Origin of the sequence: Amycolatopsis xylanica, assembly GCF_900107045.1 — a bacterium.
Classification (GTDB): Bacteria; Actinomycetota; Actinomycetes; order Mycobacteriales; family Pseudonocardiaceae; genus Amycolatopsis; species Amycolatopsis xylanica.
In genome coordinates this window covers 150,788-169,591 of sequence record NZ_FNON01000001.1, presented here as the reverse complement: position 1 = coordinate 169,591, position 18,804 = coordinate 150,788, and the positions used below count along the sequence as shown (strand labels likewise).

Below are 18,804 nucleotides of genomic sequence, written 5' to 3'. Positions count from 1 at the left end.
GTTGTTGGGGCCCCTCGCAAAGGGGACGCTGTCCGTGGCTCCGAGGCGCGGGGCCCAGGAAGGACAACCCCATGAGATCGAGGGTACTTTCCGCTGCGCTCGCACTGGCCACCAGCCTGCTGGGAGTAGCGGCCTTCACGCCATCGGCCCAAGCAGCGGCCTGCGGCGACCAGCTCATCGGCAATGGTGGTTTCGAAAGCGGCACGGCGCCGTGGACGCAGACCACCGGCGTCATCACCGCTGGTACGACCGCCGAGCCCGCCCATGGTGGCACCATGGAAGCGAAGCTGGGCGCGCGTGGCACCACGCATACGGACACTCTTTCGCAGTCGGTCACTTTGCCGACCGGATGTTCCTCGGCGACGCTCACTTATTGGGCGCATATCGACACCAAGGAAACGACCACCAGCACCAAATACGACACTTTGGTCGTACAGGCCGGATCGGACACTCTGGCCAGTTACTCCAATCTGGACAAGAACACCGGCTACGCGCTGCGCACCGTCGACATGACGCGCTATCTCGGGCAGACCGTGACGCTGAAGGTCACCGGCTCCGAGGATTCCAGCCTGGTGACCAACTTCGTACTCGACGACTTCTCGCTCACCACCGGCACCGGAACTCCCCCTGACACCACGCGGACCCCGATCAATCCCGCGTACACGGTGAACCTGACGTCGAACGCCTCCGGCGACACCTGGACCGGGCACCAGACGGCGAGCTTCACCAACGGTTCCGCGACGCCGCTGCCCGAGGTCTACCTCCGGCTGTGGGACAACTACCACGGCAGCTGCCCGAGCACGCCGATCACGGTGACCAACGTCACCGGCGGCACCGCGTCCCCGCTGAGCGTCGACTGCACCGCGCTGAAGATCACCCTGCCCACCCCGCTGGCGCAGAACCAGTCCGCCACGATCGGCTTCGACCTGGGCATCGTCGTGCCCAGCGGTGCGGACCGGTTCGGCCACGACGGCGCGTACAACATGATCGGCAACGCACTGCCCGTGCTCGCGGTCCGCGACGGCGCCGGCTGGCACCTCGATCCCTACACCAACAACGGCGAGTCGTTCTATTCGCTGATCAGCGATTTCGACGTCACACTCGTGCACCCCACCAGCCTGCTGACCCCGGCGACCGGCACGTCGACCGAGACCACCAGCGGCAGCACGACCACCACCCACGCCACCGCGGCCAAGGTGCGTGACTTCGCCTGGGGCGCCGGGCCGTTCGCCAAGATCTCGGGCACCTCGAACAAGGGCTTCAAGGTCAACGTCTACTCGGCCAGTGGTATCTCGTCGGCCAACGCGACATCCATGCTCAACCTCGCGAAGGACTCGATCGACGTCCACTCGGGACGGTTCGGGGACTACCCGTACTCCGAGCTGGATGTGGTGCTGGACAACAACTTCTGGTTCGGCGGGATGGAGTACCCCGGCTTCGTGATGGACCTCGTGTCGAACGTCGCGCTGCCGCACGAGATCGCGCACCAGTGGTTCTACGGCATCGTGGGCGACGACGAGTACAACTCGCCGTGGCTGGACGAGAGCTTCACCGACTACGCCACCGACCTCTACCGTGGCGTGACCGGCAGCGGCTGCGGCATCACCTGGCAGTCGAGCGCGGAGAAGCTGACCAACTCGATGGCCTACTGGGACGCGCATTCCTCCCGGTATTCCACGGTCGTCTACAACTACGGCAAGTGCACCCTGCACGACTTGAGGCGGCTCATCGGTGACACCGCGATGGCCAACCTCCTCAAGACCTACGCGCAGTCGCACTGGTACGGCGTCTCGACCACGGCCGAGTTCAAGGCCGCGGCCCAGGCGGCGGCGGGCTCGACCGACCTGACGTCCTTCTGGGCGTCCCACCGGGTCGAAGGCTGACAGCGAGATAAAGCGGGCTTTATCCCGGGCGCTCTTCCCGGGATAAAGCCCGCTTTATCCTGTTTCTCAAGCTTTCGTGACGAGCGCCTTGGCGTGGGTGGCGTAATGCGCGGTGGCGATCGCGCCGGACATCGCCAGCACCAGCCCGGCGACGGTGAACGAAGCGAATCCGTCACGCACCCGGTCGTCGAGGAAGACCAGCCCGATCAGCGACGACAACGCGGTGTTCGTGGTGAACATGATCGCGTTGGCTGCCGTCGCGCCACCCTTCTGCAACGCCATCGCGAACGCCACGGCCGCGCCGAGCCCGTTCAGGATCATCGCCCACACGGACGGCTCGACCAGCAGCAGCCACTTCGCGTCGGGCACGTGCAGCGTCCGCGCCGAAACCCCGACGACGCTGAACCCGAGCCCGGTGGCGAACGCCAGCACCTGGGCGGCCCACGGCCGGTCATGGCGCCGGACGTAGTACGCGATCGCGAACACCACGATCGCCATGGCGGGCAGCGCCCAGCGCCACTGCGTCGGCAGCACCCGCGCGGGCCCCGGCTGCGCGGACAGCCCCAGCAGCACCAGCCCGACCGCGCCGACCCCGAGCGCCATCCAGCCCTGCGGCGCCAGCCTGGCGCCCAGGAACGCCGAGATCACGGCCGTGACGCCGACACTGAACGCGAGCACGGACTGCACCAAGAACAACGGCAGCCGATGCAACGCGGCCGCCGCGCACGCGAACCCCACCAGGTCCACCCCGATGCCGAGGAAGTAGATCGACTGGTTGCGCAGGTTGACCAGGTCGAGCGCCCGGCCCCCGTACGCGCCCGCCCGCCGCACGCCGATCGACTCCAGCACCGAGCCACTACCCGACGCGAGCGCCGCCAGCAGCGCGAGGACGTAGCCGAGGATCATGCCCGCAGTCTTTCAAGCCGCCGCGCCCGGTCGCGGCGTGGGTGCCACCGCACGCCCGGGTGGTAGCGGTGCGTGCACGACCGCTCACCAGCCCAAACCCTCCCCCGGCGTCGTGAGTGCCGCTGCGGCTCTGAGCGCTGACGTCGTCGAGCACGTGCATACACGCGAAAGCCGAGTTCGGGACATTGAGTGGCCAAAAGTCAAGTTTCGCGTGCATACGATCTTCGCGAGTGGAGGAATCTGGCCGCTCAACGTCCAGATTCCTCCTTTCATGCCATGTTCGGGCCCTCGCCGTATGAAGGCTCCCCTCATCCACTCTGGGCTGGATGAAGGCTCCCTTCATCCAGCCATACGTGATGAAGGCTCCCCTCATACAGCCCGCGTTGGGTGAAGGAGGCCCTCATTACCCGGGCCCCGGAAAGTGCCCGTCTCGGGTCAAGATCCCTTGCCTGCGAACAGATCCATCATGCGGACGCATCACCGCCGGGATAGAGTGACAGGCCCCTCTTCGAGAGCGAGGACCGTATGCTCGCCATCGTCGCCGCGGTGCTGTTCGGGATCGCGTTGCTGCTCCAGCTGGCCGATCTGGCTTTCGGTCAGGTGATCACCGGCACCACCCTCATCACCGCCGGGCTGCTCTGCATCGCGCTGCACATGGCGGGCGTCGCCACCTCACGCAAATCCTTCAGGCGACGTCGGCGTTAAGCACTGTCCATAGTGGACCAGAGCTAAAACTGTCGGTGCCCGATGCTAGCTTCGGTGACATGATCACTTCATTCAGGATCGGGTTTCCCGACGAGCAGCTGACCGACCTCCGCGACCGTCTGCACCGCACCCGCTGGCCCGATGCCGAGCCCGTCGGTGACTGGTCGCAAGGCGTTCCCTTGGCGTACTTGCGCGAGCTGTGCGCGTACTGGGCCACCGGCTACGACTGGCGGGCGACCGAGCGAAGGCTCAACGCGCTGCCGCAGTTCCGCACGGACATAGACGGGCTCGGTGTCCACTTCATCCATGTGCGCTCGCCGCATCCGAACGCCCTGCCGCTCGTGCTCACGCATGGCTGGCCGGGTTCGGTGCTCGAATTCGAGAAGGTGATCCCGTCGCTGAGCGACCCGCCCGACCCCGCCGACGCGTTCCATGTGGTGTGCCCGTCGCTGCCCGGGTACGGCTTCAGCGATCGTCCCGGCGAGCCGGGATGGTCAGTGCAGCGGATCGCCCGCGCGTGGGCGGAATTGATGGCGCGCCTGGGTTATGAGCGCTATGGCGCGCAGGGCAGCGATTGGGGCACCAGCGTCACCACGAGCCTGGGCCAGCAGGACGGCGCCCATCTCGCGGGGATCCATGTGATGCCGCCGATCGCCGCACCCGACCCGGCGACGCTCGACGATCTCACCGACGCCGAACGGCAAGCGCTCGCCGATCTGCGGCACGCGGAGCGGCACGAGTCGGGCTACGCCGAGCAGATGACGACCAAGCCCCAGACGGTCGGCTACGCGCTGAACGACTCGCCTGCCGGTCTCGCCGCGTGGATCGTCGAGAAGTTCCGGTCGTGGACCGACGGCGAGCTGGACCGGGTACTCACCTGGGACGAGCTGCTCGACGACATCACGCTGTACTGGCTGACCGGCACGGCGACCTCGTCGGCCCGGTTGTACTGGGAGAGTTTCCGTGAGGTCGGTGAGTGGTTCTCGCGGTCCACCGAGGACACGGTGGACGTGCCGAGCGGCTGTTCGATCTTCCCGAAGGAGATGCCGCGGCCCTCGCGGCGCTGGGCGGCCAAGCGGTACACCGACATCCGTCACTGGGGCGAGCCCGGACGCGGCGGGCACTTCGCCGCGTTCGAGCAGCCCGAGTTGTTCGTCGAGGAGGTGCGTGCCTTTTTCCGGCTCGTCCGCTAAGCAGCGGGATCGCAGAACGCGACCTCGGGGTAGCGCTGGGATGGCTTGTCCAGCAACGGTTCCCGGTCATGGCGCAGGTGCAGGTCGAAGAACGCCCCGACGTAGGCGCGGGTGATCTCCGAGGTGCGCGCGGCGGACAGGGTGGCGCCGAAGTCGATGCCGAACTGCTCGGCGAGCAGGCCGACGTCGGTGAACGACGCGTGCACCGGGCCGTCCACGACGAGCCAGCGCTTCCAGCCGGTCAGGTGCCGCCAGTCGCGTTCCCAGGTGATGACCGGGCTCGGCAGGCCCGGCGTGTACTGCGACGCCCTGCCCAGGAACAGGAACGGCCGGGACAGGCCGCTGTCGGGGATCGGGGTGTTGGTGGTGCCGTCGATGTCGACGCCGGCGCGTACCCGGGCGTCCGTGACCATGGTGGTGACGGCGGCAGAGCCACCCGCGGAATGGCCTGCCATCGCGATGCGGGCCGGGTCGATCAGCCGGGCACCGGGCCACGGCGGGTGCGGACCGGTCAGTTCGTCGAGCACGAAGGAGGTGTCAGCGGCGCGTCCCGCGTCGAGCTTCGCCCAGAACGCCAGATCGTGGAGCACTTCGCAGGAGGCGCAGGTCACGACCCGGCCGTCGGGGAACTCGGTCGCCGCGTTCTCGTAGGTGTGCCCGATCGCGGCCACCACGTAGCCGTGGCTGGCCAGGTCCTCGGCGAGCGAGGAGAGCGTCGCGCGGGGCTTCGTGTAGCCCGGCGAGAGCACCACCAGAGGGAGACTGTGCTTGCCTCCCCACGGTTTCGCATCGCTGACGGCGTTGGTCCTGGTCTTGCTCAGTATGTCGGGCGGCACGGTGGTGATGCCCCCGTCGGCCAGGAACAGCTCCGACTCACGGGGCGTCATGTACTGCGCCCGGTGCCCGTCGAGAGGCAGCGCCGGGTACCACAAGGTGACCATGAGTTCCCGCGCGTGCGCTTCGGGAACCCAGGGATCAGGACGGGAGGTGTCCTTGAGATACAGCGAGGTGTTGCCGACGGGGTAGTGCCCGGTCGGCTTGGGCAGGTACGGCGTTTGCGCGGCTTCCGCCACCGAGGTGGACGTCACGATGGCCAGCAATCCGGCCACGGCGGCCAGTATGGGTTTTCGCATGGAGTCTCCCCTGGTCGATGAGGTGTTCGACGCTAGGGGCGGGCGGGAACCGGGCGCGTCGGTCGGCCGGGCCATCTTGGGCTACGCCGTCATCCGCGCGGTGTAGTCCGGCGATGGATGCCTGAGCGTCGTGCGCTCCGCGAGAATGGGCCGGTGACGAACGCGCGGCTCAGGGAGTGGATGAGGCCCGCCGGTCAGCCGCCGAGGCTGACTTGGCGCGGCAGGCTCTTCGACGTGGTGTTCGCGCTCGTGCTGGCCGCGATGGCGGTCCACTACACACTCGACAACCTGCTCGGCCTGATCAGCCCGCCCCGGCGAGTGAGCCCGCTCGCGCCGGGTGACTGGATCCCGCTGATCGCCGTCGGACTGGCTGGCACGGTGCCGCTGATGTTCCGCCGCCGGTATCCGCTGGCCGTGCTCTGGCTGGTGCTCGCCGCGATACTGGTGACCCCGCCGGACACGCCGAGGCTCACCTTCTACGCCGGGGTCGTCGCGGCGTACAGCGCGGCCGCGTACAGCCCGTACCGGATGCCGACGCTGGCGAGCCTCGCCGTGCTGGTGCTCGTGGTCGACGTGGTCACGGACGACACCCCGGTGCCCACGGTCCCCACGCAGTACGTCCCGCTGCTGGTCGTGTTCCTGGCGGTCGGGGCGGCGTACGGGGTGCGATCGTGGCGCGTCCGCACGGACGAGAGCCGCAGCCGTCTGTCCACTGTGGAGCGTGAGCGGGCGGACGCGGTTCGCCGCGCGGCCGAGCTCGAACGCACCCGCATCGCCCGCGAGCTGCACGACGTGGTGACGCACAACGTCAGCATGATGGTCATCCAGGCCGGCGCGGCCAGGAAGGTCATGGACGCTTCTCCCGAGCAGGCTCGCGAGGCCCTGCTCGCGGTCGAGGCCGCGGGCCGGGCGGCGATGGCCGAGCTGCGCCACGTCATGGGCCTGCTCGCCGCCGACGGCACGGCCACCGCCGAACTCGCCCCGCAGCCGGGACTCGACCAGGTCGCGGCGCTGGTCGGCCGTGTGCGCGAGACCGGGCTGCCGGTCGAGCTGACGGTCGCGGGTGAACCGCGTCCGCTCGCGTCCGGCGTCGAGCTGGCCGCGTATCGGGTGGTCCAGGAGGCGCTGACCAACACGGTCAAGCACGCGACGGGAGCGAAGGCGACGGTGACCGTCGACTACGGCGCCGACCGGCTCAAGGTCGAGGTCACCGACACCGGCGGCGACGCGGCGGCCGCCGTCACCGGCGCCGGGCGCGGGCTGATCGGCCTGCGCGAGCGCCTCGCGCTGTACGGCGGAACGCTCCGCAGCGGGCCTCGGGCGCACGAGGGCTACCGTGTCACCGCGCTGATCCCCTTGGAGGCACTGTGACTCCGCGCGTGGTGGTCGCCGACGACCAGGCGCTGGTCCGCACCGGCTTCCGGATGATCCTGACCGCCGACGGCATCGACGTGGTGGCCGAGGCGAGCACCGGGGCCGAGGCCGTCGACGCGGTCCGCCGCACCCGCCCTGACGTGGTGCTGATGGACATCCGCATGCCGGGGCTCGACGGCCTCGAAGCCACCCGCCGCATCCTCACCGGCGGCGAGCACGAACCCCGCGTGCTCATGCTGACCACCTTCGACCTCGACCACTACGTCTACGCCGCGCTGGCGGCGGGAGCCAGCGGCTTCCTGCTCAAGGACGTCACCCCCGAGCACCTGGTCGCCGCCGTCCGCCTGGTCCGCTCGGGCGACGCGCTGCTCGCGCCGGCCATCACCCGCCGCCTCGTCGAACGCTTCGCCCGCACCGAGCCCGCCGCCGCGCCGGTCCACCGTGACCTGTCCGCGCTGACCCCGCGCGAGCTCGAAGTGCTGCGCCTGCTCGCCCAAGGCCTCAGCAACTCCGAGCTCGCCGCCCGGCTCCACCTCTCCGAAGCGACCGTGAAAACCCACGTCGCGCGCATCCTCGCCAAACTCGGGCTCCGCGACCGCGTGCAGGCCGTCGTCGTCGCGTACGAGACCGGCTTGATCAGCCCGGCCGGGAACGCCGGCCTCACTCCGACGCGAACTCCGCCTCCAGCAGATCGGTGAACACGCCGATCGGATCCGGCCTGCCACCCGCCGCCCAGTCACCGTTCACGTTGACCACGACCAGCCGCGAGCCGTCGCGGGTGCCGAAGCTGTACGACCACGACCCGTGGATGGCGCCGCCCATGCCCCAGACCTCGGTGCCGCGGGCCAGCCGCACGGAAGCGACCCCGAGGCCGTAGCCGGTATTCGGGATCCACTTGTCCCCGGTCGCCACGGTCGTGAACATCTCCTGCTGCTCGGCCGGTTTCAGCAAGCCCCCACCGAGCAGCTCGCGGAAGAACACGCCGAGGTCGGCGGCGGTGGAGATCATGTCGCCTGCCCCGCGGGCCCACGACGGGTTCAGCTCGGTCACGTCACGCCCGTCGATGTCGGGCAGGTAGAGCTTGGAGTAGTGCCTGCTGTGCGGCCCCGCAATCGACGCGTCGTCGCCGACCGGCACGGAAGTCCCGGTGAGCCCGAGCGGCCGCAGAACGCGCCGCGAGATCTCGTCGGCCAGCGACGCCCCGGTCACCCGCTCGATGAGCAGCCCGGCCACCACGTAGTTGGTATTGGAATAGCCCCACGCCGTGCCGGGCGCGAAGTCGGCCGGATGCGACATCGCGATCTCCACCAGCCGCTCCGGCTTGATGCTGTCGAAGCGGTGCTCGAGGAACGCGAGCCCCGTGTAGGTCGCGATCAGCGCGGGAGCCAGCACGTAGTTGAAGAGGCCGCTGGTGTGGTTGAGCAACTGCCGGACGGTGATCTCGTCGCCGATCAGGCCCGGCAGCCACGTCGCCACGGTGTCGTCGAGGCTCAGTTCACCCTCGCCCGCCAGCTGCAGCACGACCGTGGCCACGAAGGTCTTGGTGGTGCTGCCGATCCGGAACCGGTGCCCGGCCTCGCGACGTGCGCCGGTCTCGATGTCGGCGACACCGGCAGTGCCGAACCAGCGGTCCTGGCCATGGTGGATTTCGGCGAGAATGCCGGGCACACCGCCGTCGGCGACCGCGCCGTCGAGTACCCGCATGACGGAGTTCTTCATTGTTGATCCCCATTTCCTGTGGTTTTCCCCTACGAGAAACGCTACAGGCGAGGTTGCTTTTCCAACAACATGAACGGCTTCACAAACCCGGAACACAGCTGGTAAATTCGCTGAATCATTGCAATGAGAATGCGAGGTAATGCAACACGGTGTTGCAATGGACTATTGCTTAACGCTTACACTGATCCCATGCCAGGAGGAAGACTCACCCGCCAGGACCGCCAGCTCATCGCCACCGGGCTGGCACGCGGGCTCAGCTTCAACGAGATCGCCAAGAGCCTGGCCCGCCCGACCTCGACCATCACCCGCGAGGTGGCCCGCAACGGCGGACCCAACGCCTACCAAGCACATCGGGCCCAGCAGGCGACCACGCGGCGCGCACGCCGGGCCAACCAGGCCGGCCCGCCCGAGCCGATCGCCGACGACACCGGCGGCCGCGACCCCGAGACGGTGCGGCGGCTCGAGGCGCGGTTCACCGAAATGCTGGTACAGGCCGGGCTTCCGCGGATGCCGACCAGGGTGCTCGCCTCGCTCTACACCACCGACACCGGCAGCCTCACCGCCGCCGACCTGGCCAGGCGCCTGCGCGTCAGCCCGGCGTCGGTGTCCAAGGCGGTCGCCTACCTCGAAGATCAGCAGCTGATCCGGCGTGAACACGACGAGCGCCGCGACCGCTACGTCCTCGACGACGACCTCTGGTACCGCTCGATGCTGGCGAGCGCCGAGCGCAACGCGACGCTGGCCGCCGCCAGCCGCGAAGCGTCCGAAGCACTCGGCGCCGAGACCCCGGCGGGCATCAGGCTGGGCAAGGCAGCCGAATTCCTCCAGCAGCTCAACCACGACATCGTCGAAGCGGCGAAGCGCCACCACCTCCTAGAGCGCTAGAGTCCTTTTCCGGCAAGAACAAACGGGGAGGGGCACCTGCTTGACCAGCCAGTTCGGGGCACGGCTGCGGCAGCTCCGGCTGCGGGCGGGGCTGACGCAGGAGGAGATGGCCGCGCGGTCCGGCGTCGGCGTCCGCACCATCCGCGGGCTCGAGACCGGTGAGCGTGCCGACCCGCGCATGGTCACCGTGCGCCTGCTCGCGGACGCGCTGAGCCTGGACATCGCCGAGCGCGACGACCTGCTCGCCGTCGCCATCGGCAAGCCAGGCCGCGCGCTCGCGCCCGCCGAGCCGGTGCCCGCCGAGGAAGACCCGCTCGCCGAGGCCGCCGATCAGCTCGCGCAAGCCGTCCGAACCCGGTGGCAGCGCGAGGAAGAACATCGCCGGATCCACGATCCGTTCCCGTTGCCGGTGCGCTGGCAGCCCGTGTCCGACGACCTGATGGACCACTGGGCGAACATCCGCCGGGCGCCCGCCGGGGAAACGGCCGAGCCGGTGTCACTCGACGGCGGGCTGGGTGAGATCGCGGAGGTCTACCGGCGCGTCCCGTCCGGCAGGCTGGTGGTGCTCGGCAGGGCCGGCGCCGGGAAAACGATCCTGACCTTGCGCTTCGTGCTGGATCGGCTCGCCGATCGGGGCCGCGCCGATCCGGTGCCGGTCCTCTTCGGCCTCGCCTCTTGGAATCCGGCCACGACGTCGCTGCGGGATTGGCTCACCGGCAGGCTCGTCCGCGACCATCCGGGACTCGCCGCGCCGGCACACGGCAGCCCGACCTTGGCGGCCGCGCTGGTCGACCACGGCTGGATCCTGCCGGTGCTGGACGGCTTCGACGAACTCGCCGACGGGCTCCATCGCCCCGCGCTGCTCGCGCTCAACGCGACCACCTTGCCGTTGCTGCTGACCAGCAGGCCCACCGAGTTCGCGGCCGCCGTCGCTGGCACCGACGTGCTCACCGCGGCCGCCGGCGTCGAACTGACCGACCTCTCCCCCGCCGACTGGGCGAGCTACCTGCCGCGCAGCGCCCGCAAGCTCACCGCCGACGACGCGACCGTCTGGGATCCGATACTCGCCCGGCTGCGCGACGATCCGGACAGCCTCGCGCATCTCACCGCGGTGCTCGCGACGCCGTTGATGGTCGTGCTGGCCCGCACGATCTACAGCGACTCCCCCGGCCGCGACCCCGGCGAACTCCTGGACACGACCCGGTTCCCCATCCCCAGCGCGATCGAAGACCACCTGCTCGACGACTTCGTCCCCACCGTCTACCGGCAGCGGCCCGGCGAGCAGCGCTGGGACCCCGACCACGCCGAGCGCTGGCTGCGCCTGCTCGCCGCGCACCTCCACGACCTCGGCACCCGCGACCTCGCCTGGTGGCAGCTCGGCGCCGGGATGCGCCGGTCCTCGCGGATGCTCTGGATCGGCCTGATCGTCGGCCTTGTCAACGGCCTGCTGAACGGCGTCGTGGTCGCGTTCCGCTATCGGCCGATCGACGGACTCGTGTCCGGCCTGGTCGCCGCGGCCTCGGTCGGCCTGGCTTTCGGGCTGGCACACGGACTGGTCGGCGGTGGCGCGCTCGGTGAACCGTCACGCACCAGGATCCACCTGGTCAGCGGCCTGCGGCAGGTGCGGGCGAAGATCGTGCGCAGACTGCTGGCCGGGCTCGCGGGCGGCCTGGCGGGCGGGCTCGTGCTCGGCCTCACCGGCGGGCTCGGCGTGGAACTCGTCGGCGGCGTCGGCAACGGCTTCGCGAGCGGGATCACCTCGGGACTGAGCATCGGGCTCGCGGGCGGTGTGGTGTTCGCGATCATGGCCGGGCTCGAGGCGCCAGCGGACATCCGCTCCGCGGTCAGCCCCGGTGAGCTGCTGGCCGCGAACCGGACGACCGTGCTCGTCCAGCTGCTCGTGTGCCTGCCCGTTTTGGCCGTCGGGATCGGGCTGTCGTTCGGGTTCGCCGACGGGGTCGTGTTCGGCGTGGTGGTCGGCTCGGGCCTGGGCGCAGGCTACGTGCTCGGCCTGACCGCGTGGGGACAATGGCTCACGCTGTCCCGGCTTTGGCTGCCGTTGACCGGGAAGCTCCCGTGGGCGGTGCTCGCCTTCCTCGACGACGCCTACCAGCGCGGAGTCCTGCGCCAGGCGGGCGCGGTGTACCAGTTCCGCCACGCCCGCCTGCAGGACCGGCTGACCTACGTGCGATAGCGCGGATTCGTGTTGTGCCACTCGAAGCCGCCGCCCATCCAAGCCCGTACCCCGCGCAGGAACCGGTGCAGCTCGGGTGAAGGCACCGCCAGCAGCGCCCGGTGCCCGGCCTCGAAGTCACGGACGAGCTGGTTGTGCAGGTCGACCGTGATCTCGGTGGCGTCCTCGATCGAGATGTCCTTGTCGGCCGCGATCTGCAGGACCATGTTGCAGACCGGGTTCTCGTCGGCCGCGTCCTTGGCGACGGAGAACAGGTCGTTGACCATCACCGACGCCGTGCCCGCCTGGGTGAGCGCGAGGCGGACGCGCGGGTCGTAGTACAGGTTGGCCGGAAGCTCATAGCCGCCAACGGCGTCCACCAACGTCATCGAGGTGTAGAAGCTGTCGTGCTGACGAGCGGCCAGATATTCCCAGGCCGGTGGGTATTCGCCGGTGTAACGCCATGCGGCATAAGCGTTCCAGGTGACGAACATCGCGAACGTCGCGTAGCAGATCCGCTGGACCTGTGACGGCGTGCCGTGCTTGGTCAGATGTTCGACGCCGGAGTTGAGCGCGATGAGGATCGGGTCGCCGCGCAGCGCCTTGTCGAGCTCCTCGGTGAACTCGCCCGCGGGCGCCACCGGGTCCATCGCCGCCATGACCAGTGCGAGGCGCGGCGGGAGCCGGGTCGGCACGGCGCCCATCTCGCTGTCGTCGGCGTAGTAGTCGTCGGCCGCCCACCAGGCGGCGTTGAGCTGGGCCGAGATCAGCAGGCGGTCAGGATCGTCGCAGTCCGCGTGCGCGAGCATGACCAGCCTGCCGAAGCCCGCCTTGAGCAGTTTTTCCTGCTCCTCCTCGGAAAACCCGCAGTCGCCAGCCCACTCGACCAGCCGCCGGTCGACTTCCGCGCCGAGCGCGTCGTTGGTCCGCTCCAGCACGGGGACGTAGAGCGGCGACGCCTTGCCGTCGCCCCACGCGACCTCCGCGTAGGCCGGGTCGGGGCCGAACTGGGTCGTCAGCCTGGCCGCCGACGTGCCCAGTCCGGACGGTCCCGCGAGCGCCGAGGCCGTCACCGCCGGAACCGTCCTCAATGGACATCCGCGGACCTGCGGTGACACCGCGGGTGCGAGTTCCTCAGTGGCGGTAACGGTCTCGGTCATCATGCTCCCGTCTTCTCGGTCGGACTGGCTAGACGCGGTCGGCGGCGATCAGCAGGTAGTGGAAGCTGCCCTCGCGGTACGCGGTGAGGAACGGCCCCTCGATCCCCGTGGCGACCGAGGACCTCTCCCGCAGTTCCCAGTACGGGATCGTCGCCGCGGTCAGGTCGACCACGTTGATCGGGACGAACCCGTTCGCCGCCAAGGCCTTAAAGTACTCCCCCCGCGAGTGGATATTGCAAATGTAGTGCTGGTCGATCTGGCTGACCGCGCGCGACCGGCCGCCCGTCACGTCGTTGTAGCACCCGGTGATGGTGACGTACCGGCCACCGGGAGCAATCTGGCGCGCGTGCTCGGCGAACAATTCGTAGAGATCCACATACATGGTGCTCTCGTTGTTCCACGCACCGCGCATCGAACCCGTTTCGAAACCGGTGTCAAGCATATTGGTCAGGTGATACTTCACTTTGTCGTCGACGCCACGCTCACGCGCCCTGGCATTCGCGAATTCCACCTGCTGCTCGGAGATCGAAACACCGTCGACCTGACAGCCGAAGCGGTGATGGGCCATGATGCTGGTGCCGCCCCTGCCGCAGCCGGCGTCGAGTAGTCGATCACCGGGCATGATGTCACCCAGATGGTCCAGCAGCACGTCCGCCTGGGCGGTCTCGAGCCGGTGCATCTCCGCGATGATGGCCTCATCACGCCGTTCCGCGGGCACTTCGAGCACCGCGGGGTCGTAGTCACCGATGCCGTAGTGGTGGTGGTAAAGACCATCGACGTCACCCAAACGCAGGTTGACCGGATCTTTCTCGGTGTTCCAATACTCCGCTACCGAACGCTGGTAGTCGGTACGCAACACCGGACGACCCGCAGTCCCGTGAACGATGGCCATTCAAGCTCCCTCGGACGAAAAATAGACACAATTGTCGTGCATAACCCGGCCGCATTCCCCCGGCCCTGAGCACAAACGAAGCTAGCACCCACCCCGCCCCCCGTACAGTCACCGAATGAGTGCAGGGAAATGGTGCTCAAATCACCACTCAATTGCGGCGAACTGTTCATTTGCAGCAATTGCTCACTCACCACGGTGACGGGAAACCACCGCGGGTGAGCACACCGGCGGCCGACTACTCCAAGCGAGTCAAAACCCTGGACTAGTCCCGGAAGTCGTCGGGCGTCAGCCGGTCGAGCAGCGCCCGGAAGTCCTCGACCTTTTTGTCCTCTTCGACGACCTCGTCGGCTTCGTCGGCGCCGTCGAACACGACCGACTCCAGCGCCGCCGCTTCGAGCACCGCTTCGGCCGCGTGGAGCGGGACGCCGGCGCGCAGGCCGAGCGCGATCGCGTCGCTCGGCCGCGCCGAGACGCGCAGTCCCCCGTCCAGCACCAAGTCCGCGTAGAAGATCCCGGCGTCCAGCGCCGTCACCTCGACCGCGCGCACGCCGCTGCCCAGCGCCTCGATGATGTGGCCGAGCAGCTCGATCGTGCCCGGCCGCTCACTCGGCTCGCCGGTGTGCGCCGTGAGCAGCGCCGACGCCTCGGCCTCGCCGATCGTGATCGCCAGCCAGCGCCGTTCGCCGACGCTTTCGCGCAGCAGCAACACCGGCGCCGCCATCGGCGGCAGCACGGCCAGCCCTCGGACATCCACCGGAACCATGTCGATCACCGCTTCCCCATCCGAAACAGTCCGGGTACCCATTGCCGCCGAAAGCAATCCTCGTCACGCCGTCCGCAGCCAAGCCGTCACGTCGACCTCCTTCGCCAGCACCCTGACCGGCGTGAACCGGTCGGGATCGACCTGGCGATAGCCGTGCCGGACCACACCCTGGTAGATCAAGTCGGACACGACGAGCACGACGTCGGCCTCGTCGTCGGCTCGCAGCCACTGATAAGCGGGTTCGCCGTTGACAAGCCTGCAGGCGAGGTTGACATCGGCGCCGACCCAGCCCGCCGCGTCACGCAGCACCTCCCCCGCGTGCAAGGAGACGCGCAGCCGGATCCTGGCCGCCGTGCCCGCCGTCGCGTTGTACGCGCGTACGGCGGCGGCCAGCGCCGGGATGACCCTGCCGAGCAAGTCCAGCTTCGAAACCCGGGCGGGCACGAGCACGATCATCCCGTCCCCGCGATCCTCGACCGCCAGCCGGAACCAGGCGACCCCGGCCGCGCGGAACGCGGCGCGGACGGAAGCGCCGAGCACCGCACGCAAATTCAGCTGCCTGCTGTTGTCGAGCCTGCCGAAACCGGAAACATCGATCACGAGAATTGATCGATGCTGTGGCACCGCTGCTCGCGTTCGCTTACCGAATAACGTGGTGGCGTGCATCATGCTCCTCCTCATGTGCGCTCCATCCGGACACCGAAAGCCTGACGGGGCAACCGGTCACCAGGCGGTCAGCGACGGCGCGGTTTGTGACAAATGCGTGTCAGAGAGGGTGAACACGGTGGGCAGCCGCTGCCGGAAATGCGAAAATCACCCCCAGCGAGCTTGCACTTCAGCAAATCCCGGGGAGGGGGCGTGCTGGTCAGGTGGACATCGCGTTCGGAATCCTCGGGCGGACGGGGATGCGGCTGCACGGGCAGCTGAGCGTGCAGTGGGGCAGGCCCAAGGAACGGGAGATCCTCGCCGCGCTGCTCGTCCAGCCGAACCGCCGGGTCAGCGTGGACCTGCTGGCCGACTGGGTGTGGGGTGATCAGGGACAAGAACCGCACAATCCCGCCTCGACGTTCCGCACGCACACCGGCCGGATCCGGTCGGCCTGGCGCGACGCCGGGCTTCCCGGTGAGCTGCGCACCGAGGACGGTTCGTACGTGCTGGCGGTCGACCGCGGCGCGATCGACTACTTCGCGTTCGCCGACCTGGTCGGCCAGGCGCGCACCCACTCCGCGCGCGGTGAGCACGCCGAAGCGCTCGCGGTGATCACGTCCGCCATCGGCCTGTGGACCGAGCAGCCGCTGGCCGATCTGCGGTCCGAAAGGGCGGAGAATTGGCGCAGGAGAGCCATTCTCGATCAGTGGCTGCCCGCGAACCAGGTGCTGGTCGGCGAACTCGTCGCACTCGGCCGGTTCGAAGCCGCGCTCGACCGGCTCGACGAGCTGCACGAGGAGCACGCCACCGACACCGGCCTGGTGAAGCGGCGCCTGGAGATCCTCTACGCGCTGGATCGGCCGATCGACGCGCAAAACCACTTTTTGACCGTGTACAAGCAACTCAAGGCCACCGGCGACCGCGACGCGGCCGACGAGCTCCGCCGCGCGCACGACAGCCTGGTGCCCACGGCCAAAGTCACGGTCACCCGGAAGCCGTGCCGATCCTTGCTGCCCAACGATCCCGGCGATTTCGTCGGGCGCGCCGAGCTGAAGTCGGCACTGGACCGCTTGGCGCGCACCGCGGACGGCAGGCTGCAGCCCGGTCTGATCATCCTCGACGGCCTCGCTGGCATCGGGAAGACGTCGCTGGCCGTGCATTGGGCGCACCGGCAGCTCGGCTCGCTCGCCGACAACGTGGTCTATCTGGACATGCACGGCTTCGAAGGCGGCAAGCGCCGCGAAGCCGCCGACGTGGTCGACGAGCTGTTGCAGTTCTTCGACGTGCCCGCCGATCGGCTCACCGACGCCGGCCGACGCGCGGCCAAGGTCCGCGAGATCCTCGACGGGACAAGGACTCTGCTCGTACTGGACAACGTCGCGGACTCCGACCACCTGCGCCCGCTGCTGCTCACGCTGTCCCGATGCCTGCTGCTGGTGACCAGCCGCCATCGCCTGACGGCGTTGGCGACCAGGCACGGCGGCAGACATTGTTCCGTGCCGCTGCTCGATTCCGCGCTGAGCGTCGAGTTCCTCACGCGACGAGTCGGCGGACGGGCCGTAGACGGACAGGAGGCCATCGACCGGCTCGCCGCGCTCTGCGCCGGCCTTCCGCTCGCGCTCCAGCTGGTCGTGCACCATATCGACGCGCGCCCGGACGCCGCGCTGACCCAGTTCGCCGACGAGTTCGCCGATCAGGGCAGGCTGCTCGACATCGGCGACGACGGCGACGATCCGCACGCGAACCTGCGCGCGGCGTTGTCGTTCACCTACAACGCACTGCGCGAGCAGGCCCGGCGGCTGTTCCGCGCGCTCGGTCTGTCGCCGACGCCCGAGATCAGCCTGCACGCCGCGACCGCGCTGCTGGGCGAGCCGCTGCGGGAAACCCAGCGACTCATCGACATTCTCGTCAGCACGCATCTGCTCACCCCGACCGGCACACCCGATCGCTATCGCATGCACGATCTGGTCCGCGCGTTCGCCCGCGAACTCGCGACGGACGGCGCGGCCGCCGAGCTGAGGCTGCTGTCGTTCTATCTGCACACGAGCTATCAAGCCGACCGGATGCTGTTTCCCTTCCGTACCCCCGTTCCCATGCTCGAACGCGAGCCCGGCGCGCCCGTTTTCGGCTTCAAGACAGAACAAGAGGCGGCGGAGTGGCTGCTCGACGAGCGCCTGTTCACGGCGCTCATTCCGTGGGCCGCCCAACGCGGCCACGACGCCTACGCGTGGCGGCTTCCCCACAACCTGTACGGGATTTTCCGGCGCCACGGTCACTACCAGCAGCTCGCGGCGATGTTCGAGATCGCTGTTTCGTCCACACAGGCCTGTGGCGACTTGGAGTCGGAAGGCGCCACGCGGAGCGACCTGAGCCTGCTCTACGGTGTGCTGGGCGACTGGACACGGTCACTCCAGGAACACCATCTCGCCGCCGCGATCGCCAGGCGGACCGGAAGTGCCGTGGGCATCCCGATCTCACTGTTCCAACTGGCGGGTCACAAAGTCCACTTAGGAGAGTTGCACGCCGCGGTCGAGACGTACCACAAGGCGCTGGCCCAAGTGGTCAGCAGCGGCGAGAAGGGCCTGCAGGCTTCAATACTTCATGACCTGGCCAAGGCCCGCCGGTTGCTCGGCGAGCACGGAACGGCCGTCGAACTGTTCCAGCGCGCGCTCCGGCTGAGGCGGGCAGCGAACAACCGCCATGGCCAGGCGGCCACCCTCACCGAACTCGCGGCGACCCTGCATGAGGAAAACCACTTGGCGACCGCGCGCATTCACGCCGACGAAGCGTTGACTATCGCGGAACGTATCAATGACATCGAGATCGCGCCGCGCGTTTGCGGGGTTTTGGCCGCCATTCATTATGACTTGGAAAACCTGGATAATGCGGTGGGTTACGCGCGGCAAGCGGTGCGGCTCGCTGCGATGAGCCGCGATTCCCAAGCCGAGGCGCACGCATTGCGCACACTCGGCCAGGCTTTGTTCGACTTGGGCCGCTATGACGCCGCGGAAGAGGGCTGGCGGCTGGCCGAGTCGATCTACACGGACCTCGGGGACCGCGCTCACCTGCGGTTGGTCCAGGCCAATTTGACAACACTGGCAACCGTCGATCGCCTGCCGAAGCCACGCCCCGAAACGAACTACTCTCGGGTTCGCTAAGCGTGTAAACCACCTACACGGGTCACATTCCCGATTTCACCTACGGCACGTGAACCCCATGTCACACATTTCGCGACACGGCACCACTTCCGTGGACTAGTCGCCGGACTGCAAACAACTGTGTGTAGACCCCACGTTCCGCTGGCACGTGACGATGATCTACGCTGCCTCGCACGCAGCCTCCATCCAGTGAGGCGCGAATTGAATTTCCC

At 68.6% G+C, this 18,804-nt stretch carries 15 protein-coding genes; 8 read left to right on the top strand and 7 right to left on the bottom strand.

What is annotated here, in order from left to right; translation table 11 throughout:
* Window positions 1-71: 71 nt before the first annotated feature.
* Window positions 72-1,883: a M1 family metallopeptidase gene (locus BLV57_RS00715; protein ID WP_091285272.1), complete on the top strand. Its 1,812-nt coding sequence runs from the start codon at window positions 72-74 to the stop codon at window positions 1,881-1,883.
* Between the two features lie 66 nt (window positions 1,884-1,949).
* Here BLV57_RS00715 and BLV57_RS00710 read toward each other — a convergent pair whose 3' ends face one another.
* Window positions 1,950-2,789, bottom strand: a complete 840-nt coding sequence (locus tag BLV57_RS00710) for a hypothetical protein (protein ID WP_091285270.1) — start codon at window positions 2,787-2,789, stop codon at window positions 1,950-1,952.
* 525 nt (window positions 2,790-3,314) lie between these two features.
* On the opposite strand from BLV57_RS00710, the gene BLV57_RS00705 reads away from it, so the two are divergent.
* Complete coding sequence (locus BLV57_RS00705; RefSeq protein ID WP_091285267.1) at window positions 3,315-3,494, top strand: hypothetical protein; 180 nt, start codon at window positions 3,315-3,317, stop codon at window positions 3,492-3,494.
* A gap of 59 nt (window positions 3,495-3,553) precedes the next feature.
* Window positions 3,554-4,687, top strand: a complete 1,134-nt coding sequence (locus BLV57_RS00700) for an epoxide hydrolase family protein (protein WP_091285263.1) — start codon at window positions 3,554-3,556, stop codon at window positions 4,685-4,687.
* Here BLV57_RS00700 and BLV57_RS00695 read toward each other — a convergent pair.
* Window positions 4,684-5,820 (bottom strand): alpha/beta hydrolase family protein, encoded by a 1,137-nt coding sequence (locus BLV57_RS00695; RefSeq protein ID WP_091285261.1) that lies wholly within the window; start codon window positions 5,818-5,820, stop codon window positions 4,684-4,686. The genes BLV57_RS00700 and BLV57_RS00695 overlap by 4 nt on opposite strands.
* 153 nt (window positions 5,821-5,973) lie before the next feature.
* On the opposite strand from BLV57_RS00695, the gene BLV57_RS00690 reads away from it, so the two are divergent.
* Both BLV57_RS00690 and BLV57_RS00685 read left to right on the top strand, forming a co-directional pair.
* Complete coding sequence (locus BLV57_RS00690; protein WP_245757079.1) at window positions 5,974-7,191, top strand: sensor histidine kinase; 1,218 nt, start codon at window positions 5,974-5,976, stop codon at window positions 7,189-7,191.
* Window positions 7,188-7,892, top strand: a complete 705-nt coding sequence (locus tag BLV57_RS00685) for a response regulator (protein ID WP_091285257.1) — start codon at window positions 7,188-7,190, stop codon at window positions 7,890-7,892. Before BLV57_RS00690 ends, BLV57_RS00685 begins: the two co-directional genes overlap by 4 nt.
* On the opposite strand, the gene BLV57_RS00680 is transcribed toward BLV57_RS00685, so the two are convergent.
* Entirely contained in the window at window positions 7,855-8,913 is a 1,059-nt protein-coding gene (locus BLV57_RS00680; protein ID WP_091285255.1) for a serine hydrolase domain-containing protein, read from the bottom strand. The genes BLV57_RS00685 and BLV57_RS00680 overlap by 38 nt on opposite strands.
* A 189-nt stretch (window positions 8,914-9,102) precedes the next feature.
* On the opposite strand from BLV57_RS00680, the gene BLV57_RS00675 reads away from it, so the two are divergent.
* Window positions 9,103-9,798 carry a MarR family transcriptional regulator gene (locus BLV57_RS00675; RefSeq protein WP_091285252.1) on the top strand — a complete coding sequence of 232 codons (696 nt, stop codon included), beginning with the start codon at window positions 9,103-9,105 and terminating at the stop codon, window positions 9,796-9,798.
* A gap of 40 nt (window positions 9,799-9,838) precedes the next feature.
* Window positions 9,839-11,992, top strand: coding sequence for a helix-turn-helix domain-containing protein (locus tag BLV57_RS00670; RefSeq protein WP_091285250.1), 2,154 nt, complete (start codon window positions 9,839-9,841; stop codon window positions 11,990-11,992).
* Here the strand turns inward: BLV57_RS00670 and BLV57_RS00665 are convergent.
* The 4 genes from BLV57_RS00665 to BLV57_RS00650 all read right to left on the bottom strand — a co-directional run bounded on the left by BLV57_RS00665 (window position 11,980) and on the right by BLV57_RS00650 (window position 15,386).
* Window positions 11,980-13,131 carry a family 2 encapsulin nanocompartment cargo protein terpene cyclase gene (locus BLV57_RS00665; protein WP_245757078.1) on the bottom strand — a complete coding sequence of 384 codons (1,152 nt, stop codon included), beginning with the start codon at window positions 13,129-13,131 and terminating at the stop codon, window positions 11,980-11,982. The genes BLV57_RS00670 and BLV57_RS00665 overlap by 13 nt on opposite strands.
* Before the next feature lie 28 nt (window positions 13,132-13,159).
* The gene (locus BLV57_RS00660) at window positions 13,160-14,023 is read right to left on the bottom strand and encodes a geranyl diphosphate 2-C-methyltransferase (protein ID WP_091285244.1); all 864 of its coding nucleotides are present in this window, start codon (window positions 14,021-14,023) and stop codon (window positions 13,160-13,162) included.
* Between the two features lie 262 nt (window positions 14,024-14,285).
* Window positions 14,286-14,786, bottom strand: coding sequence for a bifunctional nuclease family protein (locus BLV57_RS00655; RefSeq protein WP_091287787.1), 501 nt, complete (start codon window positions 14,784-14,786; stop codon window positions 14,286-14,288).
* Window positions 14,787-14,849: 63 nt separating this feature from the next.
* Entirely contained in the window at window positions 14,850-15,386 is a 537-nt protein-coding gene (locus BLV57_RS00650; RefSeq protein WP_245757077.1) for a hypothetical protein, read from the bottom strand.
* A 269-nt stretch (window positions 15,387-15,655) separates the two neighbouring features.
* Here BLV57_RS00650 and BLV57_RS00645 point away from each other — a divergent pair, with 269 nt between their 5' ends.
* Window positions 15,656-18,592, top strand: coding sequence for an AfsR/SARP family transcriptional regulator (locus BLV57_RS00645; RefSeq protein ID WP_091285242.1), 2,937 nt, complete (start codon window positions 15,656-15,658; stop codon window positions 18,590-18,592).
* Window positions 18,593-18,804 lie beyond the last annotated feature (212 nt).

Coding starts and splice junctions, on each gene's coding strand:
- BLV57_RS00665 (WP_245757078.1), bottom strand. CDS start 13,131: ATGACCGAGACCGTTACCGCCACTGAGGAACTCGCACCCGCGGTGTCA.
- BLV57_RS00705 (WP_091285267.1), top strand. CDS start 3,315: ATGCTCGCCATCGTCGCCGCGGTGCTGTTCGGGATCGCGTTGCTGCTC.
- BLV57_RS00710 (WP_091285270.1), bottom strand. CDS start 2,789: ATGATCCTCGGCTACGTCCTCGCGCTGCTGGCGGCGCTCGCGTCGGGT.
- BLV57_RS00675 (WP_091285252.1), top strand. CDS start 9,103: ATGCCAGGAGGAAGACTCACCCGCCAGGACCGCCAGCTCATCGCCACC.
- BLV57_RS00695 (WP_091285261.1), bottom strand. CDS start 5,820: ATGCGAAAACCCATACTGGCCGCCGTGGCCGGATTGCTGGCCATCGTG.
- BLV57_RS00700 (WP_091285263.1), top strand. CDS start 3,554: ATGATCACTTCATTCAGGATCGGGTTTCCCGACGAGCAGCTGACCGAC.
- BLV57_RS00660 (WP_091285244.1), bottom strand. CDS start 14,023: ATGGCCATCGTTCACGGGACTGCGGGTCGTCCGGTGTTGCGTACCGAC.
- BLV57_RS00715 (WP_091285272.1), top strand. CDS start 72: ATGAGATCGAGGGTACTTTCCGCTGCGCTCGCACTGGCCACCAGCCTG.
- BLV57_RS00655 (WP_091287787.1), bottom strand. CDS start 14,786: ATGGTTCCGGTGGATGTCCGAGGGCTGGCCGTGCTGCCGCCGATGGCG.
- BLV57_RS00680 (WP_091285255.1), bottom strand. CDS start 8,913: ATGAAGAACTCCGTCATGCGGGTACTCGACGGCGCGGTCGCCGACGGC.